The following is a 14898-nucleotide window of genomic DNA, read 5'->3' as shown; positions in this document are numbered from 1 at the left end:
AGCGCTTTCATGACGTTCAAGGCCGCAGCGATCCAGATGTGTTCCGGTGTCGACCCGGCCAGAAACGCTGAAACCATGGCGCGGCTGGTCCGCGACGCGGCGGCGCAAGGGGCTGCCTATGTGCAGACGCCGGAAATGACCGGTGCGTTGCAGCGGGACCGCGCCGCGATGAAGGCGGCCTTGCGCGATGAAAGCTCCGACCTGATCGTTGCCGCCGCCTCCGGGCTTGCCGGCGAACTCGGCATCCATCTGCATGTCGGATCGACGGCGATCGGCCTTGGCGACGGCAAGATGGCCAATCGCGGTTTCCTCTTCGGACCCGATGGCCGCAAGATCACCCATTACGACAAGATCCACATGTTCGACGTCGATCTCGACAATGGCGAAAGCTGGCGGGAAAGCTCGGCCTATACGCCGGGTGGCACCGCGCGGCTGGTGAACCTGCCGTTCGGCAAGCTCGGCTGCGCCATCTGCTACGACGTGCGTTTTCCCGAGCTTTTCCGGGCGCAGGCGGCGGCGGGGGCTCAGATCATGTCGGTGCCGGCTGCGTTTACGCGCCAGACCGGCGAGGCGCATTGGGAGATCCTGCTTCGGGCCCGCGCCATCGAGAATGGCATGTTCGTCATCGCCGCTGCCCAGGCCGGCGTGCATGAGGACGGCCGCGAGACCTATGGCCATTCGATGATCATCGATCCCTGGGGCGTCGTTCTCGCTTCGGCCGGCGGCACCGGCGAAGGCGTCGTGCTGGCCGATATCGATATTGCGGCGGTTGCTGCTGCGCGCGGGAAAATTCCGAACCTCAAGAACGGCCGGGCGTTCTCGCTGGAGGAGGTGCCGGCGAGTACCTCCGGGGACGTGGCCGCTTGATCAAATACACGCTTTCCTGCGAGAACGGCCATTCCTTCGAAGGCTGGTTTTCTTCGAGCGCCGATTTCGACCGCCAGGCCGATCTCGGGCTGGTCTCCTGTCCTGCCTGCGGTTCCGTTTCCGTTGCCAAGGAGCTGATGGCGCCTTCGGTCTCGACGGCCCGCAAGAAGGATGAGGCCAAGGTGCTGATGATGGACCAGGCCCGCAAGGAAGCGGTCGCCAAGATCCGCGAACTGGTGACCTCGATCCGCGAGAATTCCGAGGATGTGGGCAACAGGTTTCCCGAGGAAGCGCGCAAGATCCACTATGGCGAGGCCGAGCAGCGCGGATTGATCGGCCAGGCGACGGTCGACGAGGCTCGCGCTCTGCTGGAGGAAGGCATCGAGATCGCCGCGCTGCCGGTGCTGCCGGATGACGTCAACTGACATGACGGCCGGCGGATCGCGTCTGGCAGGCGCGCGCCTGGCCATCTACAATTTCGGCCTGCATGTCGGCCCCGAGGACGATCCCCGCGTCGAGGGTTTCGTGTCCCGCGAACCCGCCAACTTCGAAGCCGCGTCGCGGGCATCCGGCTTTGTCGGCCGCTCCGGCTACCGCGGCGTGCCCGGACCGCGCAGCTGGGGCATTCAGGTCTTTCCACGTTTCATCGACGGCAGCGGTTTCGACAGCGCCCCGTCATCTCTCTCGCTGTGGGCGGATATCGAATCGCTGATGGCGTTTTCCTACAACGGCGTTCATGCCGATGCGCTGAAACACGGGCGCAACTGGAATATCAAGCCCAGCTGGCCGCCGCTGGTACTCTGGTGGGTGGCGGAACGCCATGTTCCCGACTGGTCCGAAGGCGTCGAGCGGCTGGAATATCTCCATGACTACGGCGCTTCGCCAAGAGCATTCACCTTCAAAGAACCCTTCACCCCCGATGGCGAAGCCTATGTCATCGACCGGGATCGTGTCCGGCGGATCGCCGACGACAATGGCAAGGGGCAGGAAGACCTGCTTGCGCATGTGTTGACGCTGAAAGTCTAGCATGGGGGTAAAGGGGCGGGGATGATTGGGGGTGCGGTGAGAGGGCCTTCGCACCGCTTTCGTCGATCTTTCGCGGTTCTATTGGCGCTATGGCAGGATGGTTTTAATGTCCCGACATTATCAAACCGGAGGCTGGATGGTGCCGACTGTTGAGAATGCCCGCCAGGCCGATATACGCCGGCTGCGCGAGATGTGGGAAGAGGGCAAAGCCAGCGGCAAGCCGATGCCGGTGGACTTTGACACGTTGCGGGAAGAGGCCCGCCAAGATTTGGTGACCGCTCAGATAAACGGCCGCTGATTCGGTTTGGTCGCCTCAATTGGAGGTCGCTTTTGGTCATATTTATCCGATTTTGAAGGCAGTTTCCTCCGTCATTCCTGTGCCTGTCACAGGAATCCAGCCACGCGACGTCGGTCGCGTGAAAGGAGTCTTTTGCGCCGCGGACGCGGCGCTGCTGGATCCCCGCCACAAGGGCGAGGATGACGGAGAAGAGGGGTAGCTGCTCATCAATCGTCAAACTGGTAGAGGCGGCCTCACAGGGAGAAAACCCTCATGTCAAAGAGCAGATCGACCCAAGGCGTAATTTTCTCCAGCTTGGGCAATCGATCAAAGTCTAGCATGGGGACGACAGGCGGGGATGTTTGAATTTGCTGCGCGCTTATTGAAGGCGCTCCACTATGTCGTCAGGTGGATTGATCAGCCATTCCCTGTATTGCTCGTAGGTCAGTCTGCCTTCCACCGCGGCATTCATGAGAAGCGCGCACACATTTGCGATGACCTCGGTGGCAGACACCGTATTCATGGCCTCGATCTCTTCGCGCACATCCTCGGAAATTTCGGCCGCCATTTCGGATGCGCAGGATGATATGTGTTCGTGGCGCAAAAGAGGGCGCTCTTTGAGACCTTTGTATCTCGCGGTCCATTGTTCCTTTGTGATCGGCTCGCCGCTTGCCGGCGAGGACACGACCAGACAAAGGGTGCCGATGATTACGAGGGCTGAGCGTATCAATGCAGTCTCCGCTGATAACAGCCATACGTTGCATTGATGGTGCCGCATTGTCCAGTCTTCGTCTGCGCCTGATCGATTTGTTGAAGGGCGCGTTTTGAATAGCGCAGTTTCACAACCGGTATTTGGACAGCACGGTTTCTACCTCGGCTCCGCGCGGTCGCTACCGCCTGATCAAGAAGCTTTGTCATGCATCCACTATGCCATGATCGATTCACAACAAAAACTGAAATTATCGCGCTGCTCAATAGGCCACATCGACGCTGCGGAAGCGGCGTTTTTTCCGGGGGAGTTTCGGTTCGTTCTTTTTCTTCCGGTCGTCGCTCAGCACCTGGACGAGGCCTTTTTCCGGATAGGGGACGAGAGCCTCGGCGGTGAAGCTTTTCGGCAGTTCGGGTGAAAGCCTGAGCGGTGGTTGCGCGGTCCCGGTCCAGGAATAGAGCGAGAATTCTTCTTTCTCATCCTCCGGGTCGCCGCCGTTTTCGTGCGGGCCGGCGAGGATGAGGTAGACCGCCGGCGACAGGCCGGTCCAGTCGATGCTGCGCACGCCGCGGTTTTCAAGGTCGAGCAGGTGCATTTCGCCGAAACGCGGCTGCGCGCTGCGCTCGGTCACTCCGACCGGATTTTTCAGGCGCAGGACGGGCGCCATGCCGTCCTTGAGGGGACTGCGAAAGCCGATCAGCAGGTCGCCCTCCGGCGAACCGGCGAGGCCTTCGACGTTGATGTCGGTGCCGGAGATCTGCAATTCCCGCTTCAGATGCCGGCGCAGCTTTTCGAACGGCGTTCCGACCGGCTCGAGCGTCGGGCCGTCGGCGGTGTGGACGATGCGCGAGGCGAAGAGGACGGAACGGTCCCTGGCGTTTCCGCCGTTGCCGGGCCGGGAGAACGAACTCATCCAGTAAACCCGGTCGCCGATACGGGCAGCGGCCTCGATGTCGGATTTTTCCTCGCCGATGAAGCTCTTGAACTTGAGTGCCCGCACGGGCCTTGCAATGCCGCGGCGGTAGATCTGCAAGGTGTTGGTCTCGTCGCTGGCGACGACGAAATGGCTGTCGTCGAGGGCGACGGCGGCCGACGCCTCGCAGATGCCGATATACTCGAACGGTTTGGGGCCGATATGATCGACCGGGAGAATGCCGAGGGATGGAATTTTCATCGCGACAGTCTCCTGCGATATCTTGCGGGTCAGGCCGGGCGTTTGGCGACGATCATGTAGTTGACGTCCATATCCTTCGACAGGTTCCACTGGTTTGCAAGCGGATTGAAGAAGACGCCGGTGCGGTCCGTTACTTCCATGCCGCCGGCGGTGATCGGTCTTTCCAGCTCTTCCGGGCGCACCAGCTTTTCATACTGATGCGTGCCGCGCGGCAGCCAGCGCAGGACGTTTTCGGCCGCGAAGATGGCGAGCGCCGCCGCCTTCATCGTGCGGTTGATGGTGGCGACGAACATCAGGCCGCCGGGGCGCACCATCGAGGCGCAGGTGCTGATGAAGAATTCGACATCGGCGACATGCTCGACCACTTCCATGTTGAGCACGACATCGAAGGTCTCGCCGGCCTCGGCCAGCGATTCCGCCGTCACTGCGCGGTAATCCACATTGACGCCGCTGCCGGCCGCATGGGTCCTGGCGATCATGATGTTCTTTTCCGAGGCGTCGGCGCCGACGACATTGGCGCCCATGCGGGCCATCGGCTCGGACAGCAGCCCGCCGCCGCAGCCGATATCGAGGACGCGCAGGCCCTTGAGCGGCTGGGGCGCCTTGGCCTCGCGGCCGAAATTGTCCGACACGCGGTCGCGGATATAGGTGAGGCGGACCGGATTGAACTTGTGCAGCGGCTTGAACTTGCCCTTCGGGTCCCACCACTCGGCGGCCATGGCGGAAAACCGGTCGACTTGCGCCTGGTCGATGGTGCTGCGGGCTTGCTCGCTCATGGTCGGAACTCCTTGGGATAGAACCCTTTTGAAGTCGGACGATCGGGATGGAAAGTCAAGGGTTGGCAGTGTCGCGGGGGGGCGAGGGGCGGCTTTACTCTCCCCGTGAGGGGGAGGGTCGGAGCGTAGCGCCGGATGGGGTGATCTGCGGCATATACAATGGACCGTGGTGTTCGCGGTGGTCACCCCCACCCGCCGCGTTGCGGCGACCTCCCCCCTCAAGGGGGAGGTAGGCTTCCTCTTCTCCCCGGCGGGGAGAAGGTGCCCGAAGGGCGGATGAGGGGGCGGTTCGGCATGGAGGGGCGGGTCTTGCATCGCTCTATTCTCTCAACTTTCCCAACCTCAGTTTGTCCGAACTACCAATTTTAAGGTGGCTTCGCCCCCCTCATCCGGCCCTGCGGGCCACCTTCTCCCCGCCGGGGAGAAGAGGGAGATCGCGGTACCCTCAACGCCCTTCAGCCACGCCCGGAAAATCCGCCGTGGGTTTGCTTGATGATTTACTTGGTCGGGGCGCTGGAAAGTGCCGATGACTAAGTAATGTATATGACGCCTTCTAGCGCCCCGTTCAGTGTCTTTTGCCGCGCTTCTCAGGTTCTTCTACGCCTCTCCCTTTTTGGGGGGAGAGACCTCCAATGCCCCGGCCCGGCCGCTTATCCGCCGGACTTTTCAATGAGGCGGGGTACCATCCTGGACCGTCGTCAGACGGTGTGATGACCCGGCACGCCCGGCCCGCTTTCACGAACCGGAGGAGAACCGCCTTTCACGCAGCCCCGGGGATCTGACGCGCGTTTCGCCAAATCGTCCGGGCACCGGCCCCGTCTCGCCGGCAACGCTTTCCGGTGTATCCGATGACGGGACGAGCAGGAGCATGACACGGAAAAACAGGGCGGGGATGAACGGGGATGTTTTTTTCAGGTTCGGTTGATCGAGACGCCGCCGTCGACGAGCATGGCGGTGCCGGTGGTGAAGCTTGAGGCATCCGAGGCGAGGTAGAGAACGGAGCGGGCGATCTCCTCCGGTTTTGCCATGCGCTTGAGGGCATGCAGGCCTTCGACGAAGGCAAGGACCTCCGGTCCGGCGCCGGGCGCGTTGGTAAAACTCATCGGCGTATCGGTGCCACCGGGCAGGATCGCATTGACGCGGATGCCCTTCGATCCAAGCTCGGCCGCAAGGCTCTGGGTGAGGCCGACCAGTCCGGCCTTGGCGGCGGCATAGGCGCTGGTGTTCGGCATGCCCGCCGTATGGCCGACGAAGCTGGAGGTGAAGATCAGCGAGCCCGCACCGCGGGCGGCCATGGCGGGCACCTGATATCTGGCGCCGAAGAAGGCGCTGGTCAGATTGGTTTCGATCGTTTCCTGCCAGCCGGCGGTCGACAGGTCGGCGATCGGCGCCATCTCCCCGGTGGTGCCGGCATTGTTGAAGGCGATGTCGAGGCCGCCGAATTTTTCCGTCGCGGCGCCGACCAGGGACCGGGCGTGGGTTTCGTCGCGCACATCGCCGTCGATGGCAAAGGCCTCACCGCCTTCGGCTTCGATTTCCGCGACGAGTTCGTCAAGTGCGGTTCGGCGGCGTCCCGACAGGATGAGGCGGGCGCCCTCTTGAGCGAACAGTTTTGCCGTTGCCCGGCCGATGCCGGAGCTGGCGCCGGTGATGATGGCGACCTTGCTGGAAAGTGCGGTCATGATTGAATCTCCTGTTGCTGTTGCGGGAGGTTCAATCGCAGCACGGGCTGCGCGCCGCCACCCGATTCCTGCGCGGGGATCTGGGCGGGAAGTATGGTTATGTAAGTCGTTACCGATGCTTCAAAGCTTCATCTTGTCCAGCCGAAGCGCCATTGCCGATGACTGCCGGTGCATCATCGCCGATGCATGGGGGCCTAAAAGCTGGATCAGCGGGATCAGCACGATCAGCAGGACGAGGGTGGCGATGTAGAGCAGCCCAAGAGGAATTCGACGCGCTTTCAAACAGAAATCTCCAGTGTCGATCGCCACTTTGCCGGGCGATACTGACATCAGGCTGAACGCTTCAAAAAAAATGCGCGGAACTTGCTCCCTGCGAGAGGCCGGTTCGCAAGGGCACTTTCGCCAGCCGTTCCCCGTTCAGGTTCCTGTCAGAAAACCGGACCAGATGTCGGGCGTGGAGACGGCCGCGGGTGCCGACGCATGCCCGACGGCGCCCAGCCGGATGGCCTGACAGCGAATGCGCCGTGCCCGGCTCCATCAGTCTGATGCGAAGCAGGAGATGACCGGTGTCATTGGAAACCCTATCAACGGCGGCCCCGCGCCTGACACGCCCGGCCATCGGCAGCGCGACGCTGAGCGTGATCGTGGCGCTCTATCTCATCTTCGTGACGAACGGGACATTCTGGACCAAGGCCGTCGACTATCTCGGCGCCCCAAGTTTCGGGCTCATTCTGCTCGGTATCGGGCTTTTTGCACTGTTTTCGGCTGTTTGCGTTGCCGTCTCGGTGAAATATCTCACCAAGCCGGTGTTCATCGTGCTCATCATGAGCGCTGCGGCTGCCTCGCGGTTCATGGATCACTTCGGCACGGTCATCGACGTCGACATGATCCGCAACGCTGCCGAGACGACGGGTTCGGAAGCCGGTCATCTGCTGACGGAAGGCTTTCTCATCCATATGACGCTGTTTGGCGTTCTGCCTTCCGTGCTGGTCGCGCTGGTGCGCATCCAGCACCGGCCGTTCTTTCAGAAGTTCAAATGGAATATGGCGCTGGTCCTGTCCTGTCTTGCGGTTTTCGCATCCGTCGGCCTTGCAAACGTCCGCACTTTCGCGGCCACCACCCGCCAGCATCGCGATCTGATGGCGACGCTGAACCCGGTCGCGCCGATCGTCAGCGTCGTGCGGTATGTCATGGCCAGCGAGGCGGAGAAGGACATCGTCGTCCAGTCGCTCGGAGCCGATGCGCACGTCATCGCACCGACGGCGTCAGGTAAGCCGCGCGTTACCGTCATCGTTGCAGGGGAAACGGCGCGGGCGGAGAATTTCTCGCTCAATGGCTATGCCCGCGACACCAATCCGGAGCTTGGCCGGCAGGATATACGCTATTTCACTGACACATCGAGCTGCGGCACGGCGACGGCGGTTTCGCTGCCCTGCATGTTCTCGGTCTACACACGCAGCACCTATACGCACCAGAAGGGGCTTGAAACCGAAAATCTCCTCGATGTCCTGACCCATGCCGGCATCAGGGCGGAATGGTGGGACAACAACACCGGCAGCAAGGCGCTTGCCAACCGCATCGCCTACACGTCGCTCTCGACGATCAACGATCCGCGTTTCTGCAAGGATCACGAATGCCTGGACGACGTTCACCTGGACCGTCTCGGCGCCTGGCTCGATGCCGTCAAGGGCGACAGCGTGCTGGTACTTCACCAGCTCGGCAGCCACGGGCCGGCCTATTTCCAGCGCTATCCGGACGCTTTCCGCCGGTTCACGCCGGATTGCCGGACGCCGGAACTTGGCAACTGTTCGCGCGACGAGATCGTCAATGCCTATGACAATACCATCCTTTATACCGACCACGTTCTCTCGACCGTCATCGACATGCTGAAAGCCCGCGAAAACAGGATGGCGGGATCGATGATCTACATGTCCGATCATGGCGAATCGCTGGGCGAGCACGGGCTGTATCTGCACGGCGCCCCCTATTTCATCGCGCCGTCGCAGCAGACCCATGTTCCGTTCGTCCTGTGGCAGGGGACGGAGGCCAAGGTCGGCACCAACCAGACGTGCCTGCAGGCAAAGACCAGCGAGCCGCAGTCGCACGACAACCTGTTCCATACGGTGCTCGGCATGATGAATGTCGCGACCAAGGTCTATGACCCGGCGCTCGATGTTCTGGCGTCCTGCCGGGGCGGCGCCGCTTCTTAAGCGGCCGGAAGGACATCCTGAATTCCGCGGCCTGCTCCCGGTCAACGGGGGCGGGCCTGTCGTCGTGATCATCAAAGCCGTTTGACGCCGGACTCCAAAGAGGAAATAAGAATGCCGGGAAGGCTGACCGATAAAAGGACCAGCGGCTTGCGCGTTCTGCTCGTCGAGGACAATGAGATTCTAGGAGAGGCCGTGCGCGATCATATCGCGGCTGCCGGTCATGCGGTCGACTGGATGAAGACGCTGGACGATGCGCGCACATCGCTGCGCGCCGTCGCCTACGGCCTGATCCTGCTCGACCTGCGGCTGCCGGACGGCAGCGGCATCGCCCTTCTGAAGGAGCTGCGCACGGTCGGCAACGCGACGCCGGTGATCATCCTCACCGCGCATGACCAGATTTCCGATCGGATCGAAGGCCTGAACAGCGGTGCCGACGACTATCTCGTCAAGCCGTTCGATCTTGGCGAACTGACCGCACGCATGCTTGCCGTCATCCGCCGCTATGGCGGCAATATTTCGCCGACGATCGCTTTCGGCGAGCTGAAGATCAGCCCGGTCGACCGGCGGGTGTTTGCCGGCGACAGGGAAGTCGGTCTGTCCGGCCGCGAATGGGCGGTTCTCGACATGCTGCTTTCCCGGCCGGGCGCGATCGTCTCGAAAGCGCAGATCGAGGAGGCGCTCTATGCGTTCGGTTCGGAGATCGAGAGCAACACCGTCGAGGTCTATGTCAGCCGGCTGCGCAAGAAACTCGGGCGGGAGCATGTCGTGACCGTGCGCGGCGTCGGCTACAAGATCGGGGCTGCGGCGTGAAACAGCAGAAAATCCGGGCGCAAAGCATGACGCGGCGGCTGATCCTGTGGCTGACGGGGGCGGCGACAGCCTTCTGGCTGATTGCCGCCGGCCTCGGCGTTTCGGTGATGCATGACGAGTTCGGGGAAATCTTCGACGGTTCGCTGCAGGAAACGGCCGAGCGTCTCGTGCCGATGATCGTTACCGATCTCGATCGGCGCAAAGATCCTGCCTATCCGCCGCATCTTCGCGACGAGAGCGACGACGCGGGCGAAGAATATCTGGTCTACCAGGTGCGCGATGCCAAGGGAGACATTCTCTTCCGGTCGCACGATGCGCCGGCCAAGCCTTTCGGCGCGCCGCTGAAGCGCGGTTTCTGGACCGACGACACCTACCGATTCTTCACGGCGACATCGGCCGACCACGCGGTCTTCGTGCAGGTGGCCGATGCGCTGGCGAACCGGTCGGAGGCATCGACGGAGGGCGGCATGGCCTTGTTCCTGCCGGTCCTTATCCTCATTCCGGTCAGCGTCCTCCTGATCTGGCTGATCGTGCGCCGGACGCTGGCGCCGGTCGACGACCTGCGCCGGGCGATCGAGGAAAAGGACGGCGGCAACATGGCGCCGGTGCCATCCGGCACATTGCCGCGCGAGCTTCGGCCGATCGCCCGCTCGGTCAACCATCTGCTGACGCGGCTGCAATCGGCCTTCGACGCGGAGCGGGAGTTTACCGCCAACAGCGCCCACGAATTGCGCACGCCGATCGCCGGCGCGCTGGCGCAGACGCAGATGCTGATCGCCGAACTCGACGGTCCGAAAAAACGCCGCGCCCAGCAGATCGAAACCTCGCTGGTCAATCTCGGCCATACGGCGGAAAAGCTGCTGCAACTGGCACGCGCCGAAGCCGGGATCGGCACCGGCACGACAAGGGTCGATCTGGCGCGTGTGCTGGAACTGGTGGTGACCGATTTCGAGCGCGGCGATCCGGCCTCCAGGCGTTTGCGCCTTCACCGCGCGGCCGGCGCGAAGCTGGAAGGCACATATAGCGAGGACGCTTTTGCGATCGTCCTGCGCAACCTGATCGAGAACGCCCTGGTGCATGGCCGCGCGGACGAGCCTGTCGATATCCGGCTCGAGACGAACGGCGTGGTGCGCATCGTCAACGGCGCGGCGGCGCTGACACCGGACGAGCTGGCCGCGATCCGCAAACGTTTCGGCCGGGGCAATACCGCTTCGCCCGGCTCGGGTCTCGGGCTCTCGATCGCCGAGCGGCTGTTGCAGCAGATGAATGCCGGCTTCGAGGTCTTGTCGCCGGCCACGGACCGGGCGGACGGGTTCGAGGTGGTGCTGCGGTTTGGGGGTGGAGAGGTTGCCGGGTGAGGAGGCTGGGAATGGGGGGCTTGATGAAGAAGCAGGGGGCGGTGACGTCGCTCGATTCCAGGGTGATGGGTGCGGTTTCCACAATTGTCACCTCTTGCGAAGCTGAAAAACCCTTCCAATATCTTACCAGTGATATGGTTTCACTAGGGAGTTGGAACATGTTCGACTTTCTTGATTCGGTGGATATGGAGAAATTGAGCCGCGCGATCGATGTTCGCTGCAGAGAACTGAACATTCATCCCGAGAGCATTGAAGCGCAGATGGTCGCAAGCCAGCTCTTGGGTATGTTCCAAAGCGGAGTAACGGACGAAGCGGAACTGACCACGCGGCCGATTATGATGGAAATTGTCCAACATGGGTGACCGGTAGCGTGCCGGGGACGGATGCCCGAAGTCCGAATTCGGACGGCGTATGCACGCTCAGAACCTAGCTCCCCCTCCAACGGAGCCTTCTTTTCGAAATCTGGTGAGTTCGTGCGTTCCTTCCGACTATGAGAGGCTACGTCGGAACAAAATCCTTCGTTACGAGTTTCGCGCGCGAGTAAACTCTTGGAGGAGAGAAATGCACCCGAATGACATCTGCAAACCAACCGAAATTCAGTGGCAACCGGTCATCGTCAGACTTCGTGGCGGTATCAAGAAGAAGGTATGCGGTCCGCTTCAGGGCTTTGAGATTTTGAACCGGCACATGGCCAGCCCGAACAGTCACATCTGCGCGAATGCAGCTCGTTGCTGCCGCCTTGCGCTTGAACGCAAGATGACACCTGAACAAGCGAGAGAAGCGTTTGTTGTCGCCACGATGGACCAAGAGCTGCGCGCGCACTGAGGTCATGCCGCGCTCAAGAGTATGTCGCCCTGCCGAGCATCGTTGCGGTCGAGCATGGGCAGGATGGTTTCGTTTGGTGCTTTCTGACCCAGACGAACCAGCCACACTGGATGTCGGGGCGGTGGCCGACAACGAGAGTTCCAATACGAAACGATAGGTGACGGAAAATGTTACCGACGTTGAATGGGGGCCGTGCTGCTTCTGCGCGGGCACAAGCGTCGCTTGGCCGATTTTCCAAATGCTCCCGGGTTCTTCCATCCGGCCCATTTCAGATCTCGCGTGAAGGCTTCACGCCATCGACAGGAACAGGTTGGCGATCGGCGGGGCGAGGGTGGCTGCCAGGAAATCCTGGCCGGATTGTCCCGGATGCGTTGCGTCGGTGGAGGCAAAGGCTCCGGATGCCGAATAGGCGCCAGTCGCGGCGAAATCGTAGAAGCGCACACGGCTCTTATCCCATGCCGCGGCATAGCCCGCCGCGATGGCAGCGGTGCATGCCTTCGAGCTGGTGGTATCGTAATAGGGGCTGATGCCGACGATGCGCACCTTCGGCAGTGCCTTCAGCAGCTCGTCCAGCCTTGCCGTGATTTCGGCCTTCAACGCCGCGCCGGTCAGAGAGCTAAACTGGAACATGTCGTTGAAGCCGTCGGCGATGACCAGCATGTCCGGCGCGAGATCGATAATCCCCGGCGTATCGAGCGAGAAGCGGGTTCTTTTCAGAAAGCCCCGGCCGCTGGTGCCATACTGGACGAAGCGCTCTTCCAGTCCGAGCATATAGGCGACCTGTCGCGACCAGTTGCCGCCTGCCCACGTGTTGAAGAAGCCCTGCGTGATGCTGTCGCCGGCGATCAGCAGCTTGGCGGCCTGCGTATTCTCCGCCCACGGAAGAACGCTGACACCGGGATCGACGTTGATGCCCCCGAAGCGGACGCCGAACCCCAGGATCATCTCGATCTTGCGCACGTGCTTCGTCGTGTTGAGCGTGCCAAAGACAGTGGTGAAGGTCGCACCGGTCCCCGATCCTGTCGTGCTGCCTTGCGTCGTCCTGGCCGGCGCAACGCTGTAGACGCCGGCGCGATGGATTGCCGCCGCGGTGATGGCGCCGGCATCCACGCCGGTCACCCGCACCTGAGCCGCCGTGATGAAGGTGCCGCCGGAAAGGGTGACGACATCGCCGACGGCGTAGCCGGAGCCGGCGTCGAGAATTGCCGGATTGATCAGCCCGTATGTCGGAACATCGGTGCCGAAATCCTGCAGGACGAAATGCTCGGTATCGTCATTGAGGCCCGGATGTTCCTCCGAGAACAGCGCCTTGGAAACCGGTCTGCCATCCACGTACAGGGTGACCGAGCTCTGCCCGAGATAGGACCGGATCCGGTAGTCGAAGCGCGTCCCGTCGAATATGAAGCGATAGCGCACGCCGCCGCGCGAGCCTTTCTTGTAGGCGCCGCTGTCCTCGAACGTCCCGCCGAGCCGCGTCATCCGAGTATCGTCCTTGCCGCAACCGGGCACGGTCGATCCGCTGATCAGACTTGCCGCCGCGGCGGCGCCGACCGAGATCGCCGGCGGAGAAGCCATCACATCCGGAACGGCGCGCAGCGCGGTGAACCCCAGCTTCCAGCGATGGAACCGGGACAGACCGGCATAGTGTGCCCGATCAAGCGCGATTTCGCCCGCGCCGAATACATTTGCAATGTCGCCCATTATGAATCTCTCAAATAATAGAAGCTCTTGGCAATATCGAAGACGGCAGCGCCATTAAAAGTTGGTGCTACGCCGTTGTAGGTCGTGCGCGTGTAGCCGGCAAGAGCCCTCACCACCCCAGAGCGGGAGCGCTGTCACGATATCCGTGCCCATCAGCCGAACCATCTCAATCCCGGTCCGGCGCCCCGAGCGGGAAGAAGGCGCGATAGGGCCGGCCTTCGTCGACGGCGCGGGCGAAGGAGGGGCGGGCGAGCAGGCGCGCGCGATAGGCGCGGACGTTCGGCAGCGTTTCAGGGATCGGATGCACCCAGTCGGCGTAGAACAGCGACGGGCAGGCGGCGCAATCGGCGAGGCTGAACGTGTCGCCGGCCGCCCATTCGGTCTTTGCCACCACGCCATCCAGCCAGGCATAGGCGTCGTCGAGCATCGCCTTCGCCTCCTTGACGCCATAGGGATCGCGGTCTGTCTCCGGGCGGATCTGGTTGAACACCACCTTCTGCATCGGCGTCATGACGTAATTGTCGAAGAAACGGTCCATCATGCGGGTGCGAAGGGCTGCCTGCGGGTCCTGCGGGATCAGGCGGACGGTGCCCGGATAGTTCAGCATCAGATATTCGATGATGATGGTTGCTTCCATCACGGCGTTTTCGCCGTCCTTCAGCACCGGAAAGCGCTTGATCGGCCAGATCGACTGCCACTCCTCGACGGTGCCTGCCTCGTCGGGGCTCAGCATGCGGTAATCGAACGCGGTGCCGTTTTCATAGATGGCGACGAGGACCTTCTGGCAATAGGACGAGAAGGGATGGGCGAAAAGTTGCGGTTTCATCATACTCTCCGAAAACTGATTTCAATCTGCAACTGGTTGTGTTGTAGGATAAGCAATCCTATATTGCAAGCGGTTTTAAAAAAAGGCGACACATGGACAACGCACACCGGTCGGGATGCCCGATCAATCTGACGCTGGAAATGCTCGGCGACCGCTGGAGCCTGATCGTCATCCGCGACATCATGTTCGGCAACAAGCGGCATTTTCGCGAGCTTCTCACGCAATCGGAAGAAGGAATAGCCTCCAATGTGCTGGCCGACCGGCTGAAGCGGCTGACGGAGAACGGGCTTTTGTCGCGCGCCGACGATCCGAGCCACAAGCAGAAGGGCATCTACAGCCTGACCGAGCCGTCGATCCAGCTGGTGCCGCTTCTGGCGCAGATAGGCGCCTGGGGCAGGCGGCACACGCCGGCGTCGGAGGAACTGTCGATCCGCGCCGAGCTGCTGGAGAAGGGCGGGCCGGCGATGTGGGCTGATTTCATGGAGGAATTGCGGAGCTTGCATCTTGGAATGCCGGCGCCGGAACGCTCGGTGTTTGCGGAATTGCAGGCCGCGTATCTGGCGGTGGTGGCGCGGAAGAGCGGGGCTGCGACCGGATGATGAGGCGTTCGGATGATCGCTTCGGCTCTGGTCCAAATGTCACGTCGCCGTAACAGCC

The 14898-nt window shown here is 62.1% G+C and carries 17 protein-coding genes; 10 read left to right on the top strand and 7 right to left on the bottom strand.

The features are described 5' to 3' along the window. Positions 1-9 precede the first annotated feature (9 nt). The 4 genes from J2Z75_RS11695 to J2Z75_RS11680 all read left to right on the top strand — a co-directional run bounded on the left by J2Z75_RS11695 (position 10) and on the right by J2Z75_RS11680 (position 2191). On the top strand, positions 10-867 hold the full coding sequence (locus J2Z75_RS11695) for a carbon-nitrogen hydrolase family protein (RefSeq protein ID WP_209852343.1): 858 nt from the start codon (positions 10-12) through the stop codon (positions 865-867). Next, positions 864-1292, top strand: a complete 429-nt coding sequence (locus J2Z75_RS11690; RefSeq protein WP_209852340.1) for a DUF1178 family protein — start codon at positions 864-866, stop codon at positions 1290-1292. Before J2Z75_RS11695 ends, J2Z75_RS11690 begins: the two co-directional genes overlap by 4 nt. Beyond that, positions 1279-1893: a DUF3291 domain-containing protein gene (locus tag J2Z75_RS11685; protein WP_234937313.1), complete on the top strand. Its 615-nt coding sequence runs from the start codon at positions 1279-1281 to the stop codon at positions 1891-1893. The genes J2Z75_RS11690 and J2Z75_RS11685 overlap by 14 nt, the downstream gene beginning before the upstream one ends. A 136-nt stretch (positions 1894-2029) precedes the next feature. Next, positions 2030-2191 carry a type II toxin-antitoxin system ParD family antitoxin gene (locus J2Z75_RS11680; RefSeq protein WP_234937312.1) on the top strand — a complete coding sequence of 54 codons (162 nt, stop codon included), beginning with the start codon at positions 2030-2032 and terminating at the stop codon, positions 2189-2191. 358 nt (positions 2192-2549) lie between these two features. Here J2Z75_RS11680 and J2Z75_RS11675 read toward each other — a convergent pair whose 3' ends face one another. The 5 genes from J2Z75_RS11675 to J2Z75_RS11655 all read right to left on the bottom strand — a co-directional run bounded on the left by J2Z75_RS11675 (position 2550) and on the right by J2Z75_RS11655 (position 6793). After that, the gene (locus tag J2Z75_RS11675; RefSeq protein WP_209852337.1) at positions 2550-2948 is read right to left on the bottom strand and encodes a hypothetical protein; all 399 of its coding nucleotides are present in this window, start codon (positions 2946-2948) and stop codon (positions 2550-2552) included. Positions 2949-3141: 193 nt separating this feature from the next. Next, positions 3142-4053 (bottom strand): DUF3616 domain-containing protein, encoded by a 912-nt coding sequence (locus J2Z75_RS11670; RefSeq protein ID WP_209852334.1) that lies wholly within the window; start codon positions 4051-4053, stop codon positions 3142-3144. Positions 4054-4082: 29 nt separating this feature from the next. Then, on the bottom strand, positions 4083-4829 hold the full coding sequence (gene ubiG / locus J2Z75_RS11665; protein WP_209852331.1) for a bifunctional 2-polyprenyl-6-hydroxyphenol methylase/3-demethylubiquinol 3-O-methyltransferase UbiG: 747 nt from the start codon (positions 4827-4829) through the stop codon (positions 4083-4085). A 911-nt stretch (positions 4830-5740) separates the two neighbouring features. Next, positions 5741-6511 (bottom strand): SDR family oxidoreductase, encoded by a 771-nt coding sequence (locus J2Z75_RS11660; protein ID WP_209852328.1) that lies wholly within the window; start codon positions 6509-6511, stop codon positions 5741-5743. Between the two features lie 120 nt (positions 6512-6631). Continuing rightward, positions 6632-6793, bottom strand: coding sequence for a hypothetical protein (locus J2Z75_RS11655; RefSeq protein ID WP_209852324.1), 162 nt, complete (start codon positions 6791-6793; stop codon positions 6632-6634). A 284-nt stretch (positions 6794-7077) separates the two neighbouring features. On the opposite strand from J2Z75_RS11655, the gene J2Z75_RS11650 reads away from it, so the two are divergent. From J2Z75_RS11650 to J2Z75_RS11630, 5 genes are all read left to right on the top strand, one after another. Beyond that, complete coding sequence (locus J2Z75_RS11650) at positions 7078-8721, top strand: phosphoethanolamine transferase (protein ID WP_327791254.1); 1644 nt, start codon at positions 7078-7080, stop codon at positions 8719-8721. Between the two features lie 147 nt (positions 8722-8868). Beyond that, a complete protein-coding gene (locus J2Z75_RS11645) occupies positions 8869-9531 on the top strand; it encodes a response regulator transcription factor (RefSeq protein WP_209852320.1) in 663 nt (220 codons plus the stop codon). A 26-nt stretch (positions 9532-9557) separates the two neighbouring features. Next, complete coding sequence (locus J2Z75_RS11640) at positions 9558-10889, top strand: ATP-binding protein (protein WP_209853355.1); 1332 nt, start codon at positions 9558-9560, stop codon at positions 10887-10889. 20 nt (positions 10890-10909) lie between these two features. Continuing rightward, positions 10910-11251, top strand: coding sequence for a hypothetical protein (locus J2Z75_RS11635; protein ID WP_209852318.1), 342 nt, complete (start codon positions 10910-10912; stop codon positions 11249-11251). Positions 11252-11450: 199 nt separating this feature from the next. Next, positions 11451-11714 carry a DUF982 domain-containing protein gene (locus J2Z75_RS11630; protein WP_209852315.1) on the top strand — a complete coding sequence of 88 codons (264 nt, stop codon included), beginning with the start codon at positions 11451-11453 and terminating at the stop codon, positions 11712-11714. 288 nt (positions 11715-12002) lie between these two features. Here J2Z75_RS11630 and J2Z75_RS11625 read toward each other — a convergent pair whose 3' ends face one another. Then, positions 12003-13415: an SGNH/GDSL hydrolase family protein gene (locus J2Z75_RS11625; RefSeq protein WP_209852312.1), complete on the bottom strand. Its 1413-nt coding sequence runs from the start codon at positions 13413-13415 to the stop codon at positions 12003-12005. Positions 13416-13581: 166 nt separating this feature from the next. Further along, the gene (locus tag J2Z75_RS11620; protein ID WP_209852309.1) at positions 13582-14241 is read right to left on the bottom strand and encodes a glutathione S-transferase family protein; all 660 of its coding nucleotides are present in this window, start codon (positions 14239-14241) and stop codon (positions 13582-13584) included. A 92-nt stretch (positions 14242-14333) separates the two neighbouring features. Here J2Z75_RS11620 and J2Z75_RS11615 point away from each other — a divergent pair, with 92 nt between their 5' ends. Further along, positions 14334-14840 carry a winged helix-turn-helix transcriptional regulator gene (locus J2Z75_RS11615; RefSeq protein WP_209852307.1) on the top strand — a complete coding sequence of 169 codons (507 nt, stop codon included), beginning with the start codon at positions 14334-14336 and terminating at the stop codon, positions 14838-14840. The last annotated feature ends 58 nt before the right edge of the window (positions 14841-14898 follow it).

It is taken from the genome of Rhizobium herbae (assembly GCF_017873135.1).
Lineage (GTDB): Bacteria > Pseudomonadota > Alphaproteobacteria > Rhizobiales > Rhizobiaceae > Pararhizobium > Pararhizobium herbae.
Note: the sequence above shows the minus strand (reverse complement) of the source record. Positions and strands in the feature narration are given on the sequence as shown.

Bases quoted from the DNA above. Each gene is read 5' to 3' on its own strand.
- J2Z75_RS11695 (WP_209852343.1), top strand. From the start codon at position 10: ATGACGTTCAAGGCCGCAGCGATCCAGATGTGTTCCGGTGTCGACCCG.
- J2Z75_RS11685 (WP_234937313.1), top strand. From the start codon at position 1,279: ATGACGTCAACTGACATGACGGCCGGCGGATCGCGTCTGGCAGGCGCG.
- J2Z75_RS11680 (WP_234937312.1), top strand. From the start codon at position 2,030: ATGGTGCCGACTGTTGAGAATGCCCGCCAGGCCGATATACGCCGGCTG.
- J2Z75_RS11675 (WP_209852337.1), bottom strand. From the start codon at position 2,948: ATGCGGCACCATCAATGCAACGTATGGCTGTTATCAGCGGAGACTGCA.
- J2Z75_RS11670 (WP_209852334.1), bottom strand. From the start codon at position 4,053: ATGAAAATTCCATCCCTCGGCATTCTCCCGGTCGATCATATCGGCCCC.
- ubiG (WP_209852331.1), bottom strand. From the start codon at position 4,829: ATGAGCGAGCAAGCCCGCAGCACCATCGACCAGGCGCAAGTCGACCGG.
- J2Z75_RS11660 (WP_209852328.1), bottom strand. From the start codon at position 6,511: ATGACCGCACTTTCCAGCAAGGTCGCCATCATCACCGGCGCCAGCTCC.
- J2Z75_RS11640 (WP_209853355.1), top strand. From the start codon at position 9,558: ATGACGCGGCGGCTGATCCTGTGGCTGACGGGGGCGGCGACAGCCTTC.
- J2Z75_RS11630 (WP_209852315.1), top strand. From the start codon at position 11,451: ATGCACCCGAATGACATCTGCAAACCAACCGAAATTCAGTGGCAACCG.
- J2Z75_RS11625 (WP_209852312.1), bottom strand. From the start codon at position 13,415: ATGGGCGACATTGCAAATGTATTCGGCGCGGGCGAAATCGCGCTTGAT.
- J2Z75_RS11620 (WP_209852309.1), bottom strand. From the start codon at position 14,241: ATGAAACCGCAACTTTTCGCCCATCCCTTCTCGTCCTATTGCCAGAAG.
- J2Z75_RS11615 (WP_209852307.1), top strand. From the start codon at position 14,334: ATGGACAACGCACACCGGTCGGGATGCCCGATCAATCTGACGCTGGAA.